Source organism: Amycolatopsis thermoflava N1165 (genome assembly GCF_000473265.1).
GTDB classification, from domain to species: Bacteria; Actinomycetota; Actinomycetes; order Mycobacteriales; family Pseudonocardiaceae; genus Amycolatopsis_E; species Amycolatopsis_E thermoflava.
Genome location: NZ_KI421511.1, coordinates 3,735,182 through 3,754,323 on the forward strand (window position 1 = coordinate 3,735,182; position 19,142 = coordinate 3,754,323).

The window sequence follows — 19,142 nt, forward strand, 5'->3', positions numbered from 1 at the left end:
GGGAGTTTTCGATGGCCGCGGGGCGCGCGTTGTTCCGGCTGGTGCGGTTCTGGTCCCGGCGCTGGGCGCCGGAAGTGGCGCAGCGGCTGGACGAGGACGCCCCGCGCACCGCGACCGTGCAGAACCTGTACGTCGTGGAAGCCGTGCACAGCGCCGCGCCGCGCGGGGAGGTCACCGTCGCCGACGTGGCGCGCCAGCTGGGCCTGGACCGGTCGGTCGCGAGCCGGATGATCGCCGACGCCGTGCGCGACGGCTACCTGCGGCGCGACACGTCCGCCGAGGACGCCCGCCGCGCGCGGCTGTCACTCACCGAAGCGGGCGCGGAGTTCCTCGCGGTGTCGCACGCGCACCAAGAGCAGGTGTTCGAGGCGCTGGTGGCGCACTGGCCGGCCGAGGACCGGCGCCGCTTCGCGAGCTACCTCGACCGGCTGGCACGTGAGGTGCTGGACTCCTAGCCACGGAGGGCGCGGACGTCCCAGACCCACACGCCGTCCACGTAGACGGCCTGTCCGCCGAGCAGCTGGTCCACCGTCTGGTGCAGCGCGTTGCCGTTGGTCACGGGGGCGAGCACGACCGCGTCGGCCTTCCAGTACTTCAGGTCCTCGACCGCCTGGGCGCGCTGCTGGACCGTCACGTTCGGCACCTCGCCGCTGTCCCGCACCTCGGCCAGTAGGTCGGCCGTCGGGCGGTTCACCGCGCCGTACCGGCCGCGCTTGTCGTCCGGGCCGCTCGGGCCGACGAAGTACCCGTCGGCGAGCGGGAAGCCCAGGTCGGCCTCCACCTGCCAGTGCAGCGCCCGCGCGTCGCCGCCGTTGGGCAGCGGCACGACGACCACCGAACCGGACCCGACGTACTGGCGCCACGCCCCGTCGGCGAAGAAGGCCGGGGTCTCGGGGCGGATGTAGGTCTTGTAGGGCGTCGGCGCGATCGGCAGCAGCACCGCGGCCAGCGCGCCCAGCCACAGGAACCGCACCGGCAGGTTCCGGTCGCGGAAGCCGGGCGCCGCCTCGAACACGCGGTCCGTGGCGATCGCGAGCAGCGCCGCGACCGCCGGGATGCACCCGATCGCCAGCCGCGATTCGAGCAGCGAGTCGAACAGCGGCAGCTCGGCCAGCAGCCGCCACGGGCCGGGGACCCCGGTCTCCTCGTGGTTGACGATCATTTCGACGCCCAGCGACAGCCAAGCCATCAGGAACATCGAGATCGCGATGGCACGGGCCACGACGTTGCGCCACAGCCACACGGTCAGCACGACCATGAGGATGATCAGCGGCCAGCCGAAGAACGCGTTCTCCTCGGTGCGGTTCATCGACACGTCGGCGGCGGCCTCGGGGGTGCCCGCGATCGACTCGGTCGCGAACCGGGTGAACGCCGCGGTGTCGTTGCCGACCGGGCCGTGCTCCAGGGTGCGGTAGCTCTGCGGGCCGAAGAACTGCCACCACAGCGGGAAGATCGCGATCGCGATGGCGACGACCGCGGCGACGGTAAGGCCGCCCGCCATCGGCTTGACCATCCGCAGGGCCTCGCGCGGCCGGGACACCGCGTAGCCCGCGGCGAACAGCACGAACGCCATCATCATGATCAGCAGCGGTTCCTCGCCCAGGAACACCTGGTAGGCGAGCATCAGGCCGAGGACGATGCCGTCGCGGACGGGCCGGTGCCCCTGCGCGAGCCGGATCAGCCGCATCACGATGAACGGGATCAGGAACAGCACCACGAAGTTCGGGTGCGCGTTGCCGTGCGAGATCATCGCCGGCGCGAAACCGCAGAACGCGCCGCCGATCGCGGCAGCCGTGCGCGAGGTGACCAGGTGCCGCGAGAACACCCAGTACCAGGCGATCGACGTGCCCGCCAGGCCGCCGGTGAGCGCGATCGCCCAGGTCACGGTGGGGCCGAACAGCTGCGTGATCGGCGACAGCGGGATGCCGAGCCCGAACATGGCCGTGTTGGCCATGAGGTTCACGCCGTCCGGGTAGTTCTGCAGGGTGCTGCCGAGCGGGCTCTCCCAGTTGAACACCGCGTGGGCGGTGACCGCGAAGAACCACTCCCACATGTTCTGGTCCTGGCCGCTGTTGTACATGTAGCCGCCGCTGCCCAGGTTGACCCACAACCCGGCGTAGAGGATGAACGCGGCGACGATGTAGATGCCGATGACCAGTGCGTCGGCGCGGCCGAACCGGCGCCGTTCCTCTCCGACCTCGGGCACGGTCTCGGGCGCCTGCAGCAAAGCGGTCACTCTTTCACCCTCAGGGCTCGACTACGCGGGCGAAAAAGTAGACCACACCCGTCCGGGCGTGCCGCACGAGGAGCAGGAAAGGCCGGTCGACGCGCACCTCGACCGGGTCGGCCGGGGTGACCGCCGCCAGGGTGCGGATCATGACCGCAGTGGCCGCCGCGCCCTCGAGACCCTGCTCGTCGAGCTTGAGAACCGCTTGGTGCTGGACGGCCGAGACGAACGCGCGCGGGTCCGGGGTGAGGCGGCCGAGCGGGGCCTCGCCGGGCTCGAACAGGGTGCGCACGCCAAGGTGCTTGAGCGCGCCGGTGAGGTCGGCGGGGCGGTCGAGGTCGATCTTCGGCAGGCGCAGGTCGACCTGGACGCGCTTGGGGGCGGCGAGCAGGGTGGCCAGCCGGGTGTCGTCGAGGTCCGGCTCCTGGGCGGCGAGGTCGCCGTCGGGCAGCAGGACGGTCGCGGTGACGCCTGCCCCGGGCAGCTCGACGACCTGCCAGCCGTCCTGGTGCGCGTACCCGAGGCGTTCGGTCTGGCGCATCATCCGGACGCGGCGCGGGCCGCCGGGGCTGTGGAACTGCTCGTCGCGGGTGGTGGCCTCGCGGAACGGGTGCTGCCAGGCGGCCTTGAGGTAGAGGGCGTTGACGAGGCTGGCGACGGTGTCCGCGCCGACCGAGTCCGGGGGCAGCAGTTCGGGGATGAGGTCGCGGGTGGTCTCGGCGACGTCGGCGTTGATGGCTCGGCGGGCGCCGTCGGGGTCCGTGACGAACGGGGCGGTCTTCGCGCTCGCGCCCGGCCAGCCCGCGAGGTCGGCGAGGAAGGTGTCGCGGACCGGCAGCTCGTCCCAGGCCCAGAGCGTGTTGGCGACGGCGAGGACCGGGTCCTCCTGGCGGGTGGTGTTGTCGAGCGTGGCGGCGGCGCGGAGGAGGTCGGCCTGCTTGGCGATGTCCGGGTCGCCCCCGGTGAGCAGGTGGAGCAGCTCCTCGGCGGCGGGGCCGTCGGCCGCCTGGCTCGCGAGGCCGAGCGCGCTGGCGATGGAGTACGGCGAGACCACCGAGTCGCCACTGGCGCCGGCGACGACCCGGTGAACCGCGAGGCTGAATCGCAGATGGTCACTTTCGGGCGTGGTCACGCCCCCGACGCTACCGGACCGGAGCGCGGCGCCGGGGCCTGTGCTGGGGCGGGTGCGAGGTGCTGGGACGGGGAGGCGCAGGTGGGTGACAACTCATCCGCACTGCCAGGTGAAGGACGCCGCGTCGAACCGCCCGGCCGCGAGGTCTGCGGCACGGATGAGCCAGTGCAGCCGGCCCGCGTCGCCCCACATCATGCCGGTCTCGTCGTCCGAGTCGATCTGGGCGAGCGCGACCCACCGCCGGGCTTCCTCCTGCACGGCGGGCCAGATAGCGACGTCCTGTTCGACGGCGTGCTGGATCGGGAACGCGTAGCCGCCGATCTGGTGCGCCGAGCTCGGCACGGTCGCGGCCAGTGCGGTCATGAAGGCGTCACCTGTTGGCGTGCTCGTCGAAGAAGGCATCACCGTCACGTGGTCGCCGGGAAGGAATCCAGCGTGCCGTCGGCGGGCAGGGCGAGGTCGATCGACTCGCGGGGCAGCTTCGCGCAGTCGACGGACGCGACGAAGCTCAGCGAGCCCTCCCCCGGCCACACCGGCCACTCGAAGTCGTGCGGCACGGCGGGACAGCCGCCGAGCCGGCCGACCACCCGGTCGCCCCGGCGTGCCGGGCGCAGGCGCACGGCGGGTCGGATCAACGAGATCCAGCGCTCGGCGATGGGCGGCGGCAGTGTCCGGCGCGCGACGGCGCGCAGTCGCGCCTCGTGGGTGGGCATCAGTGGCGTCCGGTGTGCCAGCGGTGCCAGGCGTGCGCCTGCGCGTCCGTCAGGGAGGCGACCTGGTCGATGACCACGCGGAGCCTCGCGGCATCGTCCGGGGCCGCGTGCCACGCCGGGTGGAACGCGGTCTCCAGTGGCTCCGGGGCGCGCTCGGCGAGGACCGTCACCAGCTCGGCCAGCAGTTCACGCTGGCCGGCCTGCATGGCGAGCCGCCGGGGGTCGCTCATCACGTAGCGCAGCGCGAGCGCCTTCAGCAGCGCCACCTCGGCCGCCACGCGTTCCGGCATCACCAGGCTCGCGGCGTAGCGGGTGAGGGGGCCGTCGCCGTACTCGGCGCGCGTTCCGGTGACCGCGGCGGACGCGAACCGGCCGACCAGTTCGCTCGTCATCCGCTTCAGGGCGATCTGCCCGTGCGGCGTGGAGTCGACCCCGGGGCGCGCCAGCTCCGCCACCACGGGCAGGTCCAGCAGGTCCCGCGCGGCGCCCTCCAGCGCGGACACCGACAGCCGCGAGAAGTGCTTGGCCGCCAGCTCCGCCACGGCCGCCCGCTCCCCGGGGTCGGCCAGCACCGACAGCGACAACCGTCCTGACAGCACACCGTCCTCGACGTCGTGCACCGAGTACGCCACGTCGTCGGCCCAGTCCATGATCTGCGCCTCCAGGCAGGTGCGGCCCTCCGGCGCGCCTGCCCGCATCCAGTCGAACACCTCCCGGTCGTCGGCGTACACCCCGAACTTCGCCGTGCCCGCCCGCCGCGGCCACGGGTACTTCGTCGACGCGTCCAGGCACGCGCGCGTCAGGTTCAGCCCGGCCGAGTCGACCTTCGGCTCCAGCCGGGTGAGGATTCGCAGCGTCTGCGCGTTGGCCTCGAACCCGCCGCACGACTGCGCCACCTCGTCGAGCGCCCGTTCGCCGTTGTGCCCGAACGGCGGGTGCCCGATGTCGTGCGCCAGCCCCGCCGTGTCCACCAGGTCCGGATCGGCCCCCAGCTCCTCGGCGATGCCGCGCCCGATCTGCGCGACCTCCAGCGAGTGCGTCAACCGCGTGCGGGGCACGCCGCTGACCTCGGCGCCCTCCCCCGGCCCGACCACCTGGGTCTTGCCGGCCAGCCGGCGCAGCGCCGCGGAGTGCAGCACGCGGGCCCGGTCCCGCGCGAACGCACTCCGGCCGTCCGGCCGCGACCCGGGAAGCGCCGCCCGCTTCGGCGCTTCGCCGAGCCACCGCTGTTGATCGTGCTCGCTGTACACCCCGCAACTCTACGGGCACCCACCGACATTTCCTGGGGGTTCTGACCAGGACACACGAGATGCCCACTCGTGCGGGCGCGAGTGGAAAGCGCGACGAAACGTCTGACGCCTGCAGGCGCCGGCAGCCCGCGCGAACCTCAGCCCAGCCCGGTACCGCCGATGTTGTCGGCCGGGGTCTTGGTCAGCCGGTAGAACAACAACGCACCCGTCTCGCGGTAGATGTAGGCGAACTGTGTCTCCCGCGTCTGCACGATCGGCCCGCGGTGCGTCGGCGAGGTCCAGGTGTCCAGGCCGGCGTCGTTGGCCATCGTGCGGGCCCGTAGGGAGTGCCACGGGTCGCTCACCAGGACCGCGGTCCGCCACCCCCGCTCGCCGAACGCGCCGGCCACCGCGCGCAGGCTGCCGAGCGTGTCGCTGCCCTCACCGACCGCCAGCGTCGCCTCGCGGGGGACCCCCTGCTCGATCAGCCAGTTCGCCCCTGCCGAAGCCTCGGTGTACGCGTCGCCCGCCCGGTTGCCGCCCGCGGTGACGATTCGGTCGGCGACCCCCTCCTCGTACAGGTCCATCGCGTGCCGCAGCCGCGCCTGGAAGATCGGCGACGGCTTCCCGTTGTACTGCGCCGCGCCGAGCACCACGATCGCGTCGGCGTGCGTGCGGTCGTCCTCGCGCGCGACCTGCCACACCCGGAACGCCGTCCCGGCGACCACCATCAGCAGCACCAGCACCGTGCCCAGCACGGCCCGGCGCACCCAGCTCACCCGCTCACCCATCCCGGTCATCCTCCCAGACGGGTCCTCACAGCCAGCCGCGCTCCTCCGCCAACCGGACGGCCTCGGCCCTGGTGCGGGCGCCGGTCTTGCCGATCGCGGCGGACAGGTGGTTGCGCACGGTCCCCTCGGACAGGTGCAGCCGCCGCGCGACGTCCGACACCGTGCCGCCGTCGCTGGCCGCGCGCAGCACCTCGTGCTCGCGCGGCGTGAGCGGGCTCGCCCCCGTCGCCAGCGATTCCGCGGCCAGTGCCGGGTCGACCACGCGCAGTCCGTTGTGGACCCGCCGGACCGCGTCGACGAGCTGTTCCGGCGGCGAGTCCTTCACCACGAACCCCGCCGCCCCCGCGGCCATCGCCCGCGCCAGGTAACCGGGCCTGCCGAACGTGGTGCACACGATGATCCGGCACGACGGCAACGCCGCATGCAGCTCGGCGGCCGCAGTCAGGCCGTCTGTGCCGGGCATCTGGACGTCGAGCAGCGCCACATCCGGCGTGGTCTCCTTCGCCGCGGCGAGCACCTCGTCGCCGGACCCGACCTGCCCGACCACCTCGATGTCCGGCTCCAGCCCGAGCACGGTCGCCAGCGCGCCCCGCACCATCGCCTGGTCGTCGGCCAGCAGGACCCGGATCACGAAACCTCCACCGGCTTCGCCGCGGGCACCTCGGCCCGCAGCTGGAACCCCTCCCCGGGCCGCGCCCGGACCTGCAGCGTGCCACCCAGCTGGGCCAGCCGCTCCGCCAGCCCGCGCAACCCGTTGCCGGCCGCGGCCGGTTCGGTGCCGCGGCCGTCATCGGAGATCTCCAGCCAGTTCCGCCCCAGCCGCACCTTCACCCGGCCGGCGCCGGAGTGCCGCAGCACGTTCGTCACCGCCTCCCGCAGCACGTACCCGAAGGCGCTCTGCAGCTCCGGCCGCACGTTGTCGACCGCGCTCGGCAGTTCCGCGTCGATCTCGGCGGCCCGCAGCGCCGCCCGCGCGCCCACCAGCTCCGCGGACAGCGACACCTCGCGGTACTCCGACACCGTCGCGCGCACGTCGGTCAACGCACTGCGCGCCAGCGCCTCGACCTCGCGGATCTCGGTGACCGCGCGCTCCTCGTCGGACGCGGTCTCGATCAGCCGCCGCGCCAGACCGGCCTTGACCGCGATGGTGGTGAGGCTGTGGCCGAGGATGTCGTGCAGGTCCCGCGCCAGCCGTTCCCGCTCCGCGCTCACCGCCAGCGCGGCGATCTCCTCGTTGGCCCGCCGGAGTCGTCGCACGGTCTGGGCGAGCCGTCCCATGAAGAACATCGCCGTGGTGATGCCGACGACCGTGCCGATGTCGGACGGGGTGCCGCGCACGTCGTTGTGGACGAGCAGCAGCAGCCCGCACCCGGCGACCGCGGCGCCGTCGAACACCAGCACCCACCCCGCCGGCATGCTCATCGCGATCGCCAGCGTGGCGTACAGGAGCATGTAGATGCTGGCGCCCTGGAGCAGCACCGCCCACCCGAGCACGAGCATCAGCAGCGCGAACGGCAGCCGGACCCGCATCCGCCGGTGCGACAGCAGGAAGTACGGGAAGGTCACGTAGCACAAGCCGTAGGCGACGAGCAGCACGATGAGCTGCGGGTCGAGTCGCTGGCCGACCGGCACGGCGCTGGCCAGGTAGAAGATTGTGCCGGCGAGCGGCCAGCGGCGCGCGAACCGCGGGCGGGGCCGTCCGGCGGCGTGCTCGTTCCACCACTGCGTCCTGTCCTCGGCCACCGTGCTTCTCCCCATCACACCCGCGCGGAGTCCTTACGGTAACGCCGGACCACCGCGATCCCGACCGCCGCGGTCCACACGGCCAGCCACAGCACGTCCTGCCCGAGGCTCGTGCTCAGGTCGGTGGTCACCGCGCCGCGCCCGACCTGCGCCATCCAGTAGCTGGGCAGCACGTGCGAGATCTGCAGCAGCCAGTGCGGCATCGCCTCGACCGGGATGAAGATGCCGCCGAGCAGGGCCATCGGGAGCATGACCAGCTGCGTGATCGGCTGGACCGAGTCGGCCGCGCCGACCTGGCCGATGAGCAGCCCGATCAACGCGAACGGGATCGCCGCGAGCCACACCCCCAGGGTGACCCGCAGCCAGCTGCCCGCCCCGAGGGACACGCCCTGCGTCAGCGCGCCGACCAGCGGCACGAGGACCACCGGCGCGAGCGCGAGCGTCAGGCCGGTCGCGGCCTTCGCGCTCAGGTAACCGGCGCCGGACAGCGGGGTGAGCCGCAGCTGCCGCTGCCAGCCGGCTTTGCGTTCGACCGCCACCCGGGTGCCCACGAACAGCGCCGCCGACATGGCGCCGAAGGAGGTCATGCCGACCATCAGCGGCGCGACGGCGTCCTGGTCGCCGCGCGCGAAGATGCCGACGTAGAGCAGGAACATCAGGACGGGGAACGCCACGGTGAAGATGAGGAACCGCGGGGCGCGCAGCACGCGGCGGATCTCCAGGGTCAGGAACTTCAGGCTCATCGGTGGTTCTCCTCGTCGGCGGTGAGGGTCAGGAAGGCGCCTTCCAGCCCGATCGCGGTGATCTCGACGTCGTGCGCGCCGGGGAAGCGGGTCAGCAGCGCCCGCAGGGTGGCGTCGGAGTCCGAAGTGGACACGGCGATCCGGCCGCCGCGCACCTCGTACTCGGTGACGCCAGGCAGTTCCGCGACCGCCGCCGAGGTGGCCTCCGGCACGGCGGCCCGCAGTGTCCGCCCGCTCGCCAGCGCGCGGACCTCGGCGACCGTGCCGTCCGCGACGATCCGCCCGCCGCGCATGAGCACGACCCGGTCGGCGAACTCCTCGGCCTCCTCCAGGTAGTGCGTCGCGAACAACACGGTGCGGCCGGTGTTCGTGTAGGCGTGCATGGATTTCCAGAACTCGCGGCGGCTGCCGACGTCCATCGCGGCGGTCGGCTCGTCGAGCACCAGCAGGTCCGGGTCGCTGACCAGGGCGACGGCGAACCGCACGCGCTGCTTCTGGCCGCCGGAGAGCTTGGTGCCGCGCCGGTTCGCCAGGTCCTCGATGCCGGCGCGGCGCAGGGCCTCGGCGACCGGCATCGGCTTGCGGTGCAGCGACGCGATCATGCCGACCATCTCGCCGACGGTCGCGTCCTCCAGCAGCGCGGCGCCTTGCAGCATGGCGCCGATCGCGCCACGCGCCACCGCCTCGGCGGGGGTTGTGCCGAAGATCGCGACCTCGCCGGCGTCGGGCGTGGTCAAGCCGAGCAGCATGTCGACGGTCGTCGACTTGCCCGCGCCGTTCGGGCCGAGCAGCGCGACCACCTCGCCGGGCGCGATGGTGAGGTCGACGCCGTCGACGGCGCGCACCTCGCCGTAGTGTTTGCGCAGGCCCGTCAGCCGCACCGCGGCCCGGGTCAGGGTCTGGGTTCCGTCCATGCTCTTAGCGTGCCGCCGCGGAGGCCCCGGTTCGCAGGCCGAGCGTCATGATCCGGCCGTGACAAGTGTCAGGGGCCGACTCACTCTCAAATCTGGGATACAATCTCTGATGTGAGAACCATGGAGGATCGCCTGGCCGCGCGCCTGGCCGAACTGCGGGCCGAACGCGGCTGGTCGCTCGACGACCTCGCCGACCGCTCGGGGATCAGCCGCTCGACGCTGTCCCGTGTGGAACGCGGCGAGATCAGCCCGACCGCGTCCCTGCTGGGCAAGTTGTGCACCGTCTACGAGCGCCCGATGTCGCGCCTGCTGACCGAGGTGGAGGCCGAGGGCGCGCAGGTGGTGCGGGCGTCCGCGCAGAGCGTGTGGACCGACGAGGACAGCGGGTTCGTGCGGCGGTCGGTGTCGCCGCCGCACCCGGCGCTGCGCGCGGAGGTCGTCGAGGGCAGGCTGCGCCCCGGCGCCGACATCCGGTACGACGCGCCGTCCGTGCCGGGACTGGAGCAGCACCTGTGGCTGCTCGACGGGAGCCTGGAGCTGACGGTCGACGGCGAGACCCACGTGCTCGAACCCGGCGACTGCCTGCGGTTCCGGCTGTGGGGACCGACGCGGTTCGTGTGTTCCGGCCCGGAACCGGCCCGCTACCTGCTGGTACTGGTGATGCCGTGATCACGCGACTGTCCCCCACGGACTTCGCCGCCGCCGTGCCCGCCCTTGGTGAGGTGCTCGCGGACTGCACGAACGGCGGCGCGTCCGTCGGGTTCCTGGCCCCGCTCGACGCCGCGTCCGCCGGGGCCTGGTGGAAGGGGCTCGCGGGCGACGTGGCCGAGGGGCGCGTCCTGGTCTGGGCGGCCTGGGACGGCCCCCGTCTCGTGGGGACCGTCCAGATCCGGCCCGCCCAGCTGCCGAACGCGCCCCACCGCGCCGAGCTGGCGAAACTCCTGGTCCACCGCGACGCGCGGGGCCGCGGGCTGGGGCGCGCGCTGCTCGCGGAAGCCGAGCGCGGCGCCCGCGACGCCGGGATCACGCTGCTGGTGCTGGACACCGAGACGGGGAGCCCCGCCGCACGCCTGTACGCCGCGGCGGGGTGGACCGAGGCCGGGACGGTGCCGGACTACGCCGCCGACCCGGCCGGAGTGCTCAAAGCGACCACGTTCTTCTACAAGAAAGCCCTGGCCACCGCGGGGTGACCAGGGCTCTTGCCGGACTGGATCAGCAGCCGGGGAGGCGGGCGGCGAGGTAGGCCTCGACCTTGTCGATCGCCACGCGCTCCTGCTGCATGCTGTCGCGCTCCCGCACCGTCACGGCCTGGTCCTCCAGGGTGTCGAAGTCGACGGTGACGCAGAACGGGGTGCCGATCTCCTCCTGGCGCCGGTAGCGCTTGCCGATGGAGCCCGCGTCGTCGAAGTCGACGTTCCAGTTGCGGCGCAGCGCGGCGGCCAGGTCCTTCGCCTTCGGCGTCAGGTCGGCGTTGCGGGACAGCGGCAGCACCGCGACCTTGAACGGCGCGAGCCGCGGGTCGAGCTTGAGCACGGTCCGCTTGTCGACACCGCCCTTGGCGTTGGGCACCTCGTCCTCGTGGTAGGCGTCCAGCAGGAACGCCATCATCGGCCGGCCGACACCGGCTGCCGGCTCGATGACGAACGGGCGGTAGCGCTCCTTGGTGGCCTGGTCGAAGTAGGCCAGGTCGACGCCGGAGTGGTTGGAGTGCGTGGTGAGGTCGAAGTCGGTGCGGTTCGCGATGCCCTCCAGCTCACCCCACTCCTGGCCGGCGGAGAAGCCGAAGCGGTACTCGATGTCGACGGTGCGCTTCGAGTAGTGCGACAGCTTCTCCTTCGGGTGCTCGTAGTGGCGCAGGTTGTCGCGGTTGATGCCGAGGTCGGTGTACCACTCGGTGCGCAGGTCGATCCAGTACTGGTGCCAGCGCTCGTCCTCACCCGGCTCGACGAAGAACTCCATCTCCATCTGCTCGAACTCGCGGGTGCGGAAGATGAAGTTGCCGGGGGTGATCTCGTTGCGGAAGGACTTGCCGATCTGGCCGATGCCGAACGGCGGCTTCTTCCGCGACGTGGTCAGCACGTTGAGGAAGTTCACGAAGATGCCCTGCGCGGTCTCCGGGCGGAGGTAGGCCAGGCCCTCCTCGGACTCGACCGGGCCCAGGTGGGTCTTGAGCATCATGTTGAACTCGCGCGGCGGCGTGTACTGGCCGCGGGTGCCGCAGTTCGGGCACGGGACGTCGGACAGGTCGTCCTCGGAGATGTCCTTGCCGGTGCGCGCGCTGTAGTCCTCGGCCAGCTGGTCCGAGCGGTAGCGGCGGTGACAGACGGTGCACTCGACCAGCGGGTCGTTGAAGGCGTTGACGTGACCGGAGGCCACCCACACCTGGCGGGGCAGGATCACGGAGGAGTCGAGGCCGACGACGTCGTCACGGCTCTGGACCATCGTGCGCCACCACTGGCGCTTGATGTTCTCCTTGAGCTCGACGCCGAGCGGTCCGTAGTCCCACGCCGACCGGGTTCCGCCGTAGATCTCCCCGCTAGGGAAGACGAAGCCACGACGCTTGCACAGGCTGACGACGGTCTCAATGTTGGCGGGCACTCCACGCTCTCCATCAGATGCGGGGACGGTTATCGGTTCCGTCCAGCGTATCCGGCCGTCGTCGCGGCCCGGCGCGGGGCTTGACATGGCCCCCGGGGAGGCGATAACGGCAACCACTACCGGCTGGACACTAGGATGGTGTGACACCGACCGACTCGAGGCTGGAGATGGCTATGCCGATGGCTCGTCCGGACGCCGCGCTGCCCGGGTTGCCCGACGACGCCGACCAGGTCCACGCCGGCGACGAGCTGAAGCCACGGACGCCGCCCCAGCCCGCGGCGACGCTGTCCGAGGCGGGCGAGCTGTTGCGGGCGCTGTCGGCTCCGGTGCGGATCGCGATCGTGCTGCAGCTGCGGGACGCCGACCGGTGCGTGCACGAACTGGTGGACGCGCTCGACGTGGCGCAGCCGTTGATCAGCCAGCACCTGCGGGTGCTGAAGGCGGCCGGGGTGGTGCGGGGTGAACGCCGGGGCCGTGAGGTGGTCTACCGGCTCGTCGACGATCATCTTGCGCACATCGTGATGGACGCGGTGGCCCACGTCCAGGAGGGTTCATGACGAGTAGCGACGTTCGCCGGGCCCCGGTGCCCGGCCGCCGGTCGACGAAGCAGCGCGCGGCCGTGGTCGACCTGCTGTCGGAGGTCGACGACTTCCGGTCGGCGCAGGAACTGCACGACGAGCTGCGCAAACGTGGTGACGGCATCGGCCTGACCACGGTGTACCGGACGCTGCAGTCGCTGTCCGAGGCCGGTGAGGTCGACGTCCTGCGGACCGAGTCGGGCGAGGCGATCTACCGCCGCTGCTCGACGCACCACCACCATCACCTGGTGTGCCGGCACTGCGGCTTCACGGTGGAGGTGGAGGGCCCTGCGGTGGAGCGCTGGGCGGAGAAGGTCGCGTCCGGCAACGGCTTCTCGGACATCCGGCACACCGTCGAGATCGTGGGCACCTGCACCGATTGCGCCAAGCGCCTGGGGAGTTAGGTCCGGGCCACGCCGCCGGGGACGGGTCGCGGCCTGGTGCCGGGCCTGGTCGAGGCGTAGCGTTTTTTCTTTGCGCCTCCTGATGACTCCGGTGAGGAGGGCGACGCATGGCTCACGCAATCAGCGAAACCACCGCGACGACGGTCGACGACTACGACGCGATCTGCCGGGTCGTCCAGCTGTGCCTGGACGGTGAGGCGACGGGCAACGCCGACAAGGTGCGGGAGGCCTTCCACGAGGACGCCCGCATGTTCGGCTCCTTGGGCGGCGAACGCTACGACGTTCCTATCTCGGAGCTGGCCGAGATGGTCGCGAGCGCCCCGGCGGACACCGGGCACTACCGTTCGCGGATCCTCTCGGTGCAGCAGACCGGCGACGCGGCGTTCGTGACCGTGGCCGAGGAAGGCTACTGGGGAACGGTCTCCTTCCTGGACTACCTGTCGCTGGCACGCATCGGCGGGACCTGGAAGATCGTGAACAAGCTGTTCGCGCACACCGGCGGCGAGCCGCCCGACCTGGGCTAGAGGGGTAACCCCCTCGGCACAGCCGGTGCCGGCAGCTGGCGGACGCTGAACTGCTGACGCCGGCGGTGGCGCAGGTGCTGTTCGGGGGGTGCGCTCGGAAGCCTGGTGGTTCCGGTGTGCCCCGCCGTTTGGCCCCCTCACCCGGCTAGTACTCATAGGCGTCCTGGGGTGCCGGGATCGGCCGGAGCGCGGTGACCGTGACGTCGGGCGTGTACCCGTTGGCGGCGACGGCCGTGCCGGGGACCACCTGGCCGGTCACCTCCAGCCAGGTGTCGTCGGGATAGCGGGCCGCCTGGGGGCCGGCCAGGCGGACCGTCATCGGCGCCGCGTCGGCCGCGCAGCAGCGGATCACCATTCGCGCCAGCAGCACGCCCTCTTTGCCGTGCACGACGAAACCGCTCAACCGGACCGTCCGGCCGTTGAGGGAGCCGCGGGAATCCCAGCCCGCCCGCGTCACGAACTCGGTGAGGGTCAGCGGCACCACGTCGCCGGCTGGGAGCGGCGGGAAAGCGGCGGCGTCCTGGGCGACGGCCGAACGGGGCGCGCCCGCCGAGGTGCGGATGACCGAGTCGGAACCGAGCGCGGGCGGCGCGACGAGGAACACCGCCAGCACCGGGACGACCAGCAGCCACGCCGAACGCGCCGGGTGGTGGTGGTCGTGGCCCGCGGCGACCGTCCTGGCCTGGCGCGCGGCCAGCACGTCCCGCACGATCGCGACCGCACCGAGCAGCAGGATGACCGCTCCCCCGGCGACCACCCACGGCTGCTGGGCGGGTTTGACGTAGCGCAGGTAGTCGCCGTTGACGCCGATCTTCAACAGCGCCCCGCCGAGCAGCACCAGCAGGATGTTCTGCGTTTCGCGACGCACCGGGTTCCTCCCCTACCGTGCCGGGACGACGGTCAGCCAGTCGGCCGCGGACACCACGAACGCGACGGCGCCGGCCAGCGCGAGCAACGCGGCGAGCGACCCGAACACGATCCCGGCGCGCGCCAGCCCGCCCGCGGCGTCGCGGCCCAGGACGCCGAACAGGACGGCCAGCACCGCCAGCACCAGGATCAGGACCCACAGCGCGCCGAGCACCAACGTGAGCACCACGACCAGCGGTGACGGCAGCGCGTCCCCGGCCCGCGGCCGGACGAACGCCCACGTGACCCACACCGACATGGCCATCACGATCCCGACGGCGCCGAGCGCTGCCGACGCGACGGCGAGCCCGGTTCGCGGCTGTTGCTGGATCATCTCGCACCTCCCAGGACGAGGACCCCGACGATCACCGCGCAGGCGGTCGCCACGAGGAACGTCACCGGGGCGAACCGTACCGCGAACGACCGCCCGAAGGTGCCCGCCTGCAGGGCGAACAGCTTCACGTCGATGGCCGGGCCGACCACCAGGAACACCAGCCGCGGCAGCAGCGGCAGGGCGGTGAGCGAGGCGGCCACGAACGCATCGGCCTCGCTGCACAGGGCGAGCACCACCGCGAGGACCGCCATCACGAGCACGCCCAGCACGATCTGGTTGCTCAGGACCTCGAACCACGCCGCGGGCACCAGGACGTTCATGGCGGCGGCGATGAGGGCGCCGAGCACCAGGAACCCCGCCGACTCGACCAGGTCGGCCCGGGCGGTCTCGGTGAAGGTGCGCCACCGGTTGCCGCCGTCGGGCAGGCGCTCGAGGGCACGCTGGACGATCCAGTCGAGCTTGCCCCACTTCGCCCAGAGCAGGCCCATCACGACGGCGGTCGCGAAGGAGGCGAGGAACCGGGCGAGCACCATCTCGGGCTGCCCGGGGAACGCGACCGCGGTGGCGACGAGCACGACGGGGTTCACGGCCGGGGCGGCGAGCAGGAAGGTGAGCGCGGCGGCAGGCGCCACCCCCTGCCCGATGAGGCGGCGCGCCACCGGGACGGACGCGCACTCGCAGCCGGGCAGGGCGACCCCGGCGAGCCCCGCGACGCCCACGGCGCCCGCCTGGTTGCGCGGGGTGACCCGGCGCAGGACGCGGGCAGGCACGAACGCCGCGATGGCCCCGCTGATCAGCACGCCGAGCACGAGGAACGGCAGGGCCTGCACGCAGACCGCGACGAACACCGTGGAGCCGGTCCGCAGGGCCGGCACGTCGAGCACGTCGCGCAGCCAGCCCTGCCCGAGCACGGCGACGACGAGGAGGGCGCAGAGCACCTCGATGGAGGTGATCCGCCCGCGACGCCGCGTGCCGTCGGGCTCGGTCCGGTCCAGTACTTCGCTCACCGGGCCGATACTGCCAGGCACCGGCGACAGGATGCGCCGGTTGGGTCGACGAGTGGGCCGTCTCGTGCGCTGAGGCACACGAAGTGACCAGTCGTGGGGTGCGAGTGGTGGGTTGGTGAGGTGACGGTGGGGCGGAGGTGGGTGGTTGGTGAGTCGCGGGTGGTGGGCGGCGGGGCGGTCTGGGGTTGGGACATCAGGCCCGCGGGACGGCTGGGTGGCTGGAACGCCGGGCGGCAGGTTCGCAGGAGAGCCGGGAACGCCGGGCGATGGGAATGCCGAGCGGCGGGAAGGCCGGACCGTGGGACCGCCGGGTGGCGGGGCAGTCGGGGTTGGAACGCGGATGGCGGGAACGAGGGCGGCAGGAACGCCGGGTAGCCGAAACGCCGGGCGGCCGAAACGCCGGCGATGGGAACGCCGGAGGTTTCGGCCGGAACGCCGGGCGACCCGAACGCCGGGTAGCCGAAACGCCAGGCGGCCGGAACGCCGGGCGGCAGGAAGGCCGGACCGTGGGAACGCCGGGTGGCGGGGCCGCCCGGGGTTGGAACGCGGGTGGCGGGAACGCAGGGTGGCGGAAGCGCGGTGGGGGTGTCGGGCGGTGGAGCGCCGCAGTCTGGAGCTGCGGGCTTGGAGCACCGCAGGGTGAAACCGGGACCTATGAAAGGGCTGGCCGGGCTGCGCTACCGCGCACCGCCCAGCCAGGCAACCGCGCAGCCGCGCATTCGCCCAGCCAAGCAACCGCCGAGCCAGGCCACCCAGCCACGCATTCGCCCAGCCAAGCAACCACCCAGCCGCGCACCGCCCAGCCAGACAACCACCCAACCGCCCAGCCGGGCAACCAAGCGCGCAGCCAGCTGAGCCTAGGTCAGCTCGGCACGCAGCTGCGAAGCCGTCGAGACCACCAGCATCAGCAGGGTCCCCAGCGCGGAGATCTCCAGCCCCTGAGCAGGGAACGCGTACCGCAGCGTCAGGTCCAGCCCGCGCTCCGCGTGCTGCACCCCGAGCGTCCCGAACAGGCCCTGTCCGGCGCGCTCGGCCGCCTTCGCGGCGAAGGCCGGGTCGTCGGGCAGGTCCCAGCCCACCACGCAGGTCAAGCTGAGCACCGTGAGGCCCTCGGCGAGCTGCGTCGACTGGATCACGCACGGCACACCGTTGTGGGAGAACGTCAACGCACCGTCGTCGTCGACGTGGACCTCCAGGTACGTCTCCAGCGCTTCCCTGGCCCGGCTGAGCAGCTCCGCGGTGTCCGCCGCCTCCGTGTTCACGACGCCCCCTTCGCCGCGTCCACCGCGGCGCCGAACCGGCGGTCCCGGCGCGCGTACTCCTCGCACGCCGCCCACAGCTGGCGCCGGTCGAAGTCCGGGAACAGCGTGTCCTGGAAGACGAACTCCGCGTAGGCCGACTGCCAGAGCATGAAGTTCGACGTCCGCAGCTCGCCGGAGGGCCGCAGGAACAGGTCCACGTCCGGCATCTCCGGCTGGTACATGTACTTCGCGAGCATCCGCTCGTCCACCTTGTCCGGGTTGATCTTGCCCTCGGCGGCCAGCCGCGCCACCTGGCGGGCCGCGTCGGCGATCTCCGCGCGGCCGCCGTAGTTCACGCACATCGTCATGTTCAGCAGCGTGTTGTGCTTGGTCTTCTCCTCGGCCGCCTGCAGCTCCTTGATGACGCTGCGCCACAGCCGCGGCGCGCGCCCGGCCCACCGGATCCGCACACCGATCGAACCCAGGTAGTCGACCTGGCGGCGGATGGTGTCCCGGTTGAAACCCATCAGGAACCGCACCTCGTCCGGGCTGCGCTTCCAGTTCTCCGTCGAGAACGCGTACACCGACAGCCACTTGACGCCCAGCTCGACCGCCCCGCTGGCGACGTCGATCATCACTGCCTCGCCGCGCTTGTGCCCCTCGATCCGCGGCAGGCCACGCTGGTTGGCCCAGCGGCCGTTGCCGTCCATGACCAGTGCGACGTGGTTCGGCACCAGCTCGGCGGGGATCGCCGGCGGCTTCGCACCGGACGGGTGCGGGTCCGGGGCCCGCAGTTCCACCGCAGCCGAACTCGCCGCACGTGCCTTGAGCCGCACCTGATCCTCCCACTGCCTCGGGTTGCGGCTTCCGACCCTACTTGCCCGGCTGGAGCTCCTTGGCACGCCTCTCGACGAGCGGCAACGACTTCAGCTGCCGTTCGAGGTGCCACTGCAGGTGAGCGGCCACGATGCCGCTGGCGTCCCGCCGGGTCCCGGCGACCGAGGCCTCCGCGACGTCCCAGTCCCCGTGCAGCAGCGACTCCAGCAGCACCAGCACCTCGGGCGCCGGGTGCACCGACCCCGGGACGCGGCAGTTGCCGCACAGCAGGCCACCCGCCTGCACGTTGAACGCGGTGTGCGGGCCGGGCAGGCCACAACGCGCGCACTCGGTGATCGCCGGCGCCCAGCCCGCGAACGCCATCGCCCGCAACAGGAACGCGTCCAGCACCAGCGAGGCGTCCCGCTGGCCGTCGGCCAGCGCCCGCAACGCCCCCACGACCAGCAGGTACAGCCGCATCGCCGGCTCGCCCTCCTCGACGGTGAGCCGGTCGGCGGTCTCGGCGATCGCGCTGGCCGCCGTGTAGCGCTGGTAGTCGCCCACCAGCGGCAGCGCGAACGCGTCGACCGTCTGGACCTGCGTGATCACGTCCAGGGTGCGGCCGGTGTAGAACTGCACGTCGACGTGCCCGAACGGCTCCAGCCGCGCCCCGAACCGCGACGTCGTGCGGCGCACCCCCTTCGCGACGGCCCGGACCTTGCCGTACCGCCGCGTGAGGAAGGTGATGATGCGGTCCGCCTCACCCAGCTTGTGGACCCGCAGCACCACGCCGGTGTCGCGATAAAGACTCACGTCTCCATGGTCTCACGCGTACGCGGACAACCCGGTGAACGGCGCGAACGGCAGGTTCCGCCCTGCCCACCACACGAGCGCGGCACCGGCGACGGACAGCGTGAGCCACCGTCCCCGCGCGCCAGGCGGCCACCACCGGCGCGCCAGCCCGGCCTCCCACCGGACCGCCGCGACCAGCGTGGCCACCGCCAGGGGGAGGAGCACCACCAGCGCGAACGCGTTGTACGACAGGGCCCCGGCCACATCGCCGCGCAACAACGCGCCCAGCGCCCGGCTGCCGCCGCAGAACGGGCAGTCCAGGCCGGTCAGCGCGTGGAACCAGCACGGGATCCGGAGCACGCCGGTGCCGAGCGCCACCCCGGCCGCGAGACCGGCGGCGGCCACGGCGGGCGTGACCCGCACGCTCCGCCACGACCGTTCGCCCATGAC

At 72.4% G+C, this 19,142-nt stretch carries 24 protein-coding genes; 6 read left to right on the forward strand and 18 right to left on the reverse strand.

The features are described from left to right. The first annotated feature begins 11 nt into the window (after positions 1 to 11). On the forward strand, positions 12 to 455 hold the full coding sequence (locus tag AMYTH_RS0118360; protein ID WP_027931559.1) for a MarR family winged helix-turn-helix transcriptional regulator: 444 nt from the start codon (positions 12 to 14) through the stop codon (positions 453 to 455). Here the strand turns inward: AMYTH_RS0118360 and AMYTH_RS0118365 are convergent. From AMYTH_RS0118365 to AMYTH_RS0118410, 10 genes are all read right to left on the reverse strand, one after another. Beyond that, positions 452 to 2,236: a glycosyl transferase gene (locus AMYTH_RS0118365; RefSeq protein WP_027931560.1), complete on the reverse strand. Its 1,785-nt coding sequence runs from the start codon at positions 2,234 to 2,236 to the stop codon at positions 452 to 454. The genes AMYTH_RS0118360 and AMYTH_RS0118365 overlap by 4 nt on opposite strands. Before the next feature lie 10 nt (positions 2,237 to 2,246). Further along, positions 2,247 to 3,359 carry a serpin family protein gene (locus AMYTH_RS0118370; protein WP_027931561.1) on the reverse strand — a complete coding sequence of 371 codons (1,113 nt, stop codon included), beginning with the start codon at positions 3,357 to 3,359 and terminating at the stop codon, positions 2,247 to 2,249. A 93-nt stretch (positions 3,360 to 3,452) separates the two neighbouring features. Next, positions 3,453 to 3,722: a DUF1963 domain-containing protein gene (locus AMYTH_RS50370; protein WP_027931562.1), complete on the reverse strand. Its 270-nt coding sequence runs from the start codon at positions 3,720 to 3,722 to the stop codon at positions 3,453 to 3,455. Positions 3,723 to 3,766: 44 nt separating this feature from the next. After that, a complete protein-coding gene (locus tag AMYTH_RS50375; protein WP_027931563.1) occupies positions 3,767 to 4,072 on the reverse strand; it encodes a DUF1963 domain-containing protein in 306 nt (101 codons plus the stop codon). Continuing rightward, complete coding sequence (locus tag AMYTH_RS0118385) at positions 4,072 to 5,322, reverse strand: deoxyguanosinetriphosphate triphosphohydrolase (RefSeq protein ID WP_027931564.1); 1,251 nt, start codon at positions 5,320 to 5,322, stop codon at positions 4,072 to 4,074. The genes AMYTH_RS50375 and AMYTH_RS0118385 overlap by 1 nt, the downstream gene beginning before the upstream one ends. Before the next feature lie 137 nt (positions 5,323 to 5,459). Continuing rightward, positions 5,460 to 6,092 (reverse strand): YdcF family protein, encoded by a 633-nt coding sequence (locus AMYTH_RS0118390; RefSeq protein ID WP_027931565.1) that lies wholly within the window; start codon positions 6,090 to 6,092, stop codon positions 5,460 to 5,462. A gap of 25 nt (positions 6,093 to 6,117) precedes the next feature. Further along, a complete protein-coding gene (locus tag AMYTH_RS0118395) occupies positions 6,118 to 6,723 on the reverse strand; it encodes a response regulator transcription factor (protein ID WP_027931566.1) in 606 nt (201 codons plus the stop codon). After that, the gene (locus AMYTH_RS0118400; RefSeq protein WP_027931567.1) at positions 6,720 to 7,835 is read right to left on the reverse strand and encodes a sensor histidine kinase; all 1,116 of its coding nucleotides are present in this window, start codon (positions 7,833 to 7,835) and stop codon (positions 6,720 to 6,722) included. The genes AMYTH_RS0118395 and AMYTH_RS0118400 overlap by 4 nt, the downstream gene beginning before the upstream one ends. A gap of 14 nt (positions 7,836 to 7,849) precedes the next feature. Continuing rightward, the gene (locus AMYTH_RS0118405; RefSeq protein ID WP_027931568.1) at positions 7,850 to 8,578 is read right to left on the reverse strand and encodes an ABC transporter permease; all 729 of its coding nucleotides are present in this window, start codon (positions 8,576 to 8,578) and stop codon (positions 7,850 to 7,852) included. Further along, on the reverse strand, positions 8,575 to 9,492 hold the full coding sequence (locus tag AMYTH_RS0118410) for an ABC transporter ATP-binding protein (RefSeq protein WP_027931569.1): 918 nt from the start codon (positions 9,490 to 9,492) through the stop codon (positions 8,575 to 8,577). Before AMYTH_RS0118410 ends, AMYTH_RS0118405 begins: the two co-directional genes overlap by 4 nt. A gap of 120 nt (positions 9,493 to 9,612) precedes the next feature. Between AMYTH_RS0118410 and AMYTH_RS0118415 the strand changes: the two genes are divergently transcribed. Further along, a complete protein-coding gene (locus AMYTH_RS0118415; protein ID WP_037322596.1) occupies positions 9,613 to 10,161 on the forward strand; it encodes a helix-turn-helix domain-containing protein in 549 nt (182 codons plus the stop codon). Further along, on the forward strand, positions 10,158 to 10,682 hold the full coding sequence (locus AMYTH_RS0118420; RefSeq protein ID WP_027931571.1) for a GNAT family N-acetyltransferase: 525 nt from the start codon (positions 10,158 to 10,160) through the stop codon (positions 10,680 to 10,682). Before AMYTH_RS0118415 ends, AMYTH_RS0118420 begins: the two co-directional genes overlap by 4 nt. Before the next feature lie 22 nt (positions 10,683 to 10,704). Here the strand turns inward: AMYTH_RS0118420 and AMYTH_RS0118425 are convergent, their stop codons facing one another. After that, the gene (locus AMYTH_RS0118425) at positions 10,705 to 12,090 is read right to left on the reverse strand and encodes a glycine--tRNA ligase (RefSeq protein WP_027931572.1); all 1,386 of its coding nucleotides are present in this window, start codon (positions 12,088 to 12,090) and stop codon (positions 10,705 to 10,707) included. Positions 12,091 to 12,263: 173 nt separating this feature from the next. On the opposite strand from AMYTH_RS0118425, the gene AMYTH_RS0118430 reads away from it, so the two are divergent. The 3 genes from AMYTH_RS0118430 to AMYTH_RS0118440 all read left to right on the forward strand — a co-directional run bounded on the left by AMYTH_RS0118430 (position 12,264) and on the right by AMYTH_RS0118440 (position 13,596). Next, the gene (locus AMYTH_RS0118430; protein ID WP_020416619.1) at positions 12,264 to 12,647 is read left to right on the forward strand and encodes an ArsR/SmtB family transcription factor; all 384 of its coding nucleotides are present in this window, start codon (positions 12,264 to 12,266) and stop codon (positions 12,645 to 12,647) included. Further along, positions 12,644 to 13,072: a Fur family transcriptional regulator gene (locus AMYTH_RS0118435; RefSeq protein WP_026152974.1), complete on the forward strand. Its 429-nt coding sequence runs from the start codon at positions 12,644 to 12,646 to the stop codon at positions 13,070 to 13,072. Before AMYTH_RS0118430 ends, AMYTH_RS0118435 begins: the two co-directional genes overlap by 4 nt. Positions 13,073 to 13,179: 107 nt before the next feature. Beyond that, a complete protein-coding gene (locus AMYTH_RS0118440) occupies positions 13,180 to 13,596 on the forward strand; it encodes a nuclear transport factor 2 family protein (RefSeq protein ID WP_027931573.1) in 417 nt (138 codons plus the stop codon). A 145-nt stretch (positions 13,597 to 13,741) separates the two neighbouring features. Here the strand turns inward: AMYTH_RS0118440 and AMYTH_RS0118445 are convergent, their stop codons facing one another. The 7 genes from AMYTH_RS0118445 to AMYTH_RS0118475 form a co-directional block, all read right to left on the reverse strand. Next, positions 13,742 to 14,464 carry a TIGR03943 family putative permease subunit gene (locus AMYTH_RS0118445; RefSeq protein ID WP_027931574.1) on the reverse strand — a complete coding sequence of 241 codons (723 nt, stop codon included), beginning with the start codon at positions 14,462 to 14,464 and terminating at the stop codon, positions 13,742 to 13,744. A gap of 12 nt (positions 14,465 to 14,476) precedes the next feature. Further along, complete coding sequence (locus AMYTH_RS0118450) at positions 14,477 to 14,836, reverse strand: hypothetical protein (protein WP_027931575.1); 360 nt, start codon at positions 14,834 to 14,836, stop codon at positions 14,477 to 14,479. Continuing rightward, complete coding sequence (locus AMYTH_RS0118455; RefSeq protein ID WP_027931576.1) at positions 14,833 to 15,843, reverse strand: permease; 1,011 nt, start codon at positions 15,841 to 15,843, stop codon at positions 14,833 to 14,835. The genes AMYTH_RS0118450 and AMYTH_RS0118455 overlap by 4 nt, the downstream gene beginning before the upstream one ends. Positions 15,844 to 16,700: 857 nt before the next feature. After that, positions 16,701 to 17,105: a hypothetical protein gene (locus tag AMYTH_RS0118460; protein WP_017981240.1), complete on the reverse strand. Its 405-nt coding sequence runs from the start codon at positions 17,103 to 17,105 to the stop codon at positions 16,701 to 16,703. After that, positions 17,102 to 17,920 carry an isoprenyl transferase gene (locus tag AMYTH_RS0118465; RefSeq protein WP_017981239.1) on the reverse strand — a complete coding sequence of 273 codons (819 nt, stop codon included), beginning with the start codon at positions 17,918 to 17,920 and terminating at the stop codon, positions 17,102 to 17,104. The genes AMYTH_RS0118460 and AMYTH_RS0118465 overlap by 4 nt, the downstream gene beginning before the upstream one ends. A gap of 37 nt (positions 17,921 to 17,957) precedes the next feature. After that, entirely contained in the window at positions 17,958 to 18,713 is a 756-nt protein-coding gene (recO, locus tag AMYTH_RS0118470) for a DNA repair protein RecO (RefSeq protein WP_026152973.1), read from the reverse strand. A gap of 12 nt (positions 18,714 to 18,725) precedes the next feature. Further along, on the reverse strand, positions 18,726 to 19,139 hold the full coding sequence (locus AMYTH_RS0118475) for a DUF2752 domain-containing protein (RefSeq protein WP_027931577.1): 414 nt from the start codon (positions 19,137 to 19,139) through the stop codon (positions 18,726 to 18,728). Positions 19,140 to 19,142 lie beyond the last annotated feature (3 nt).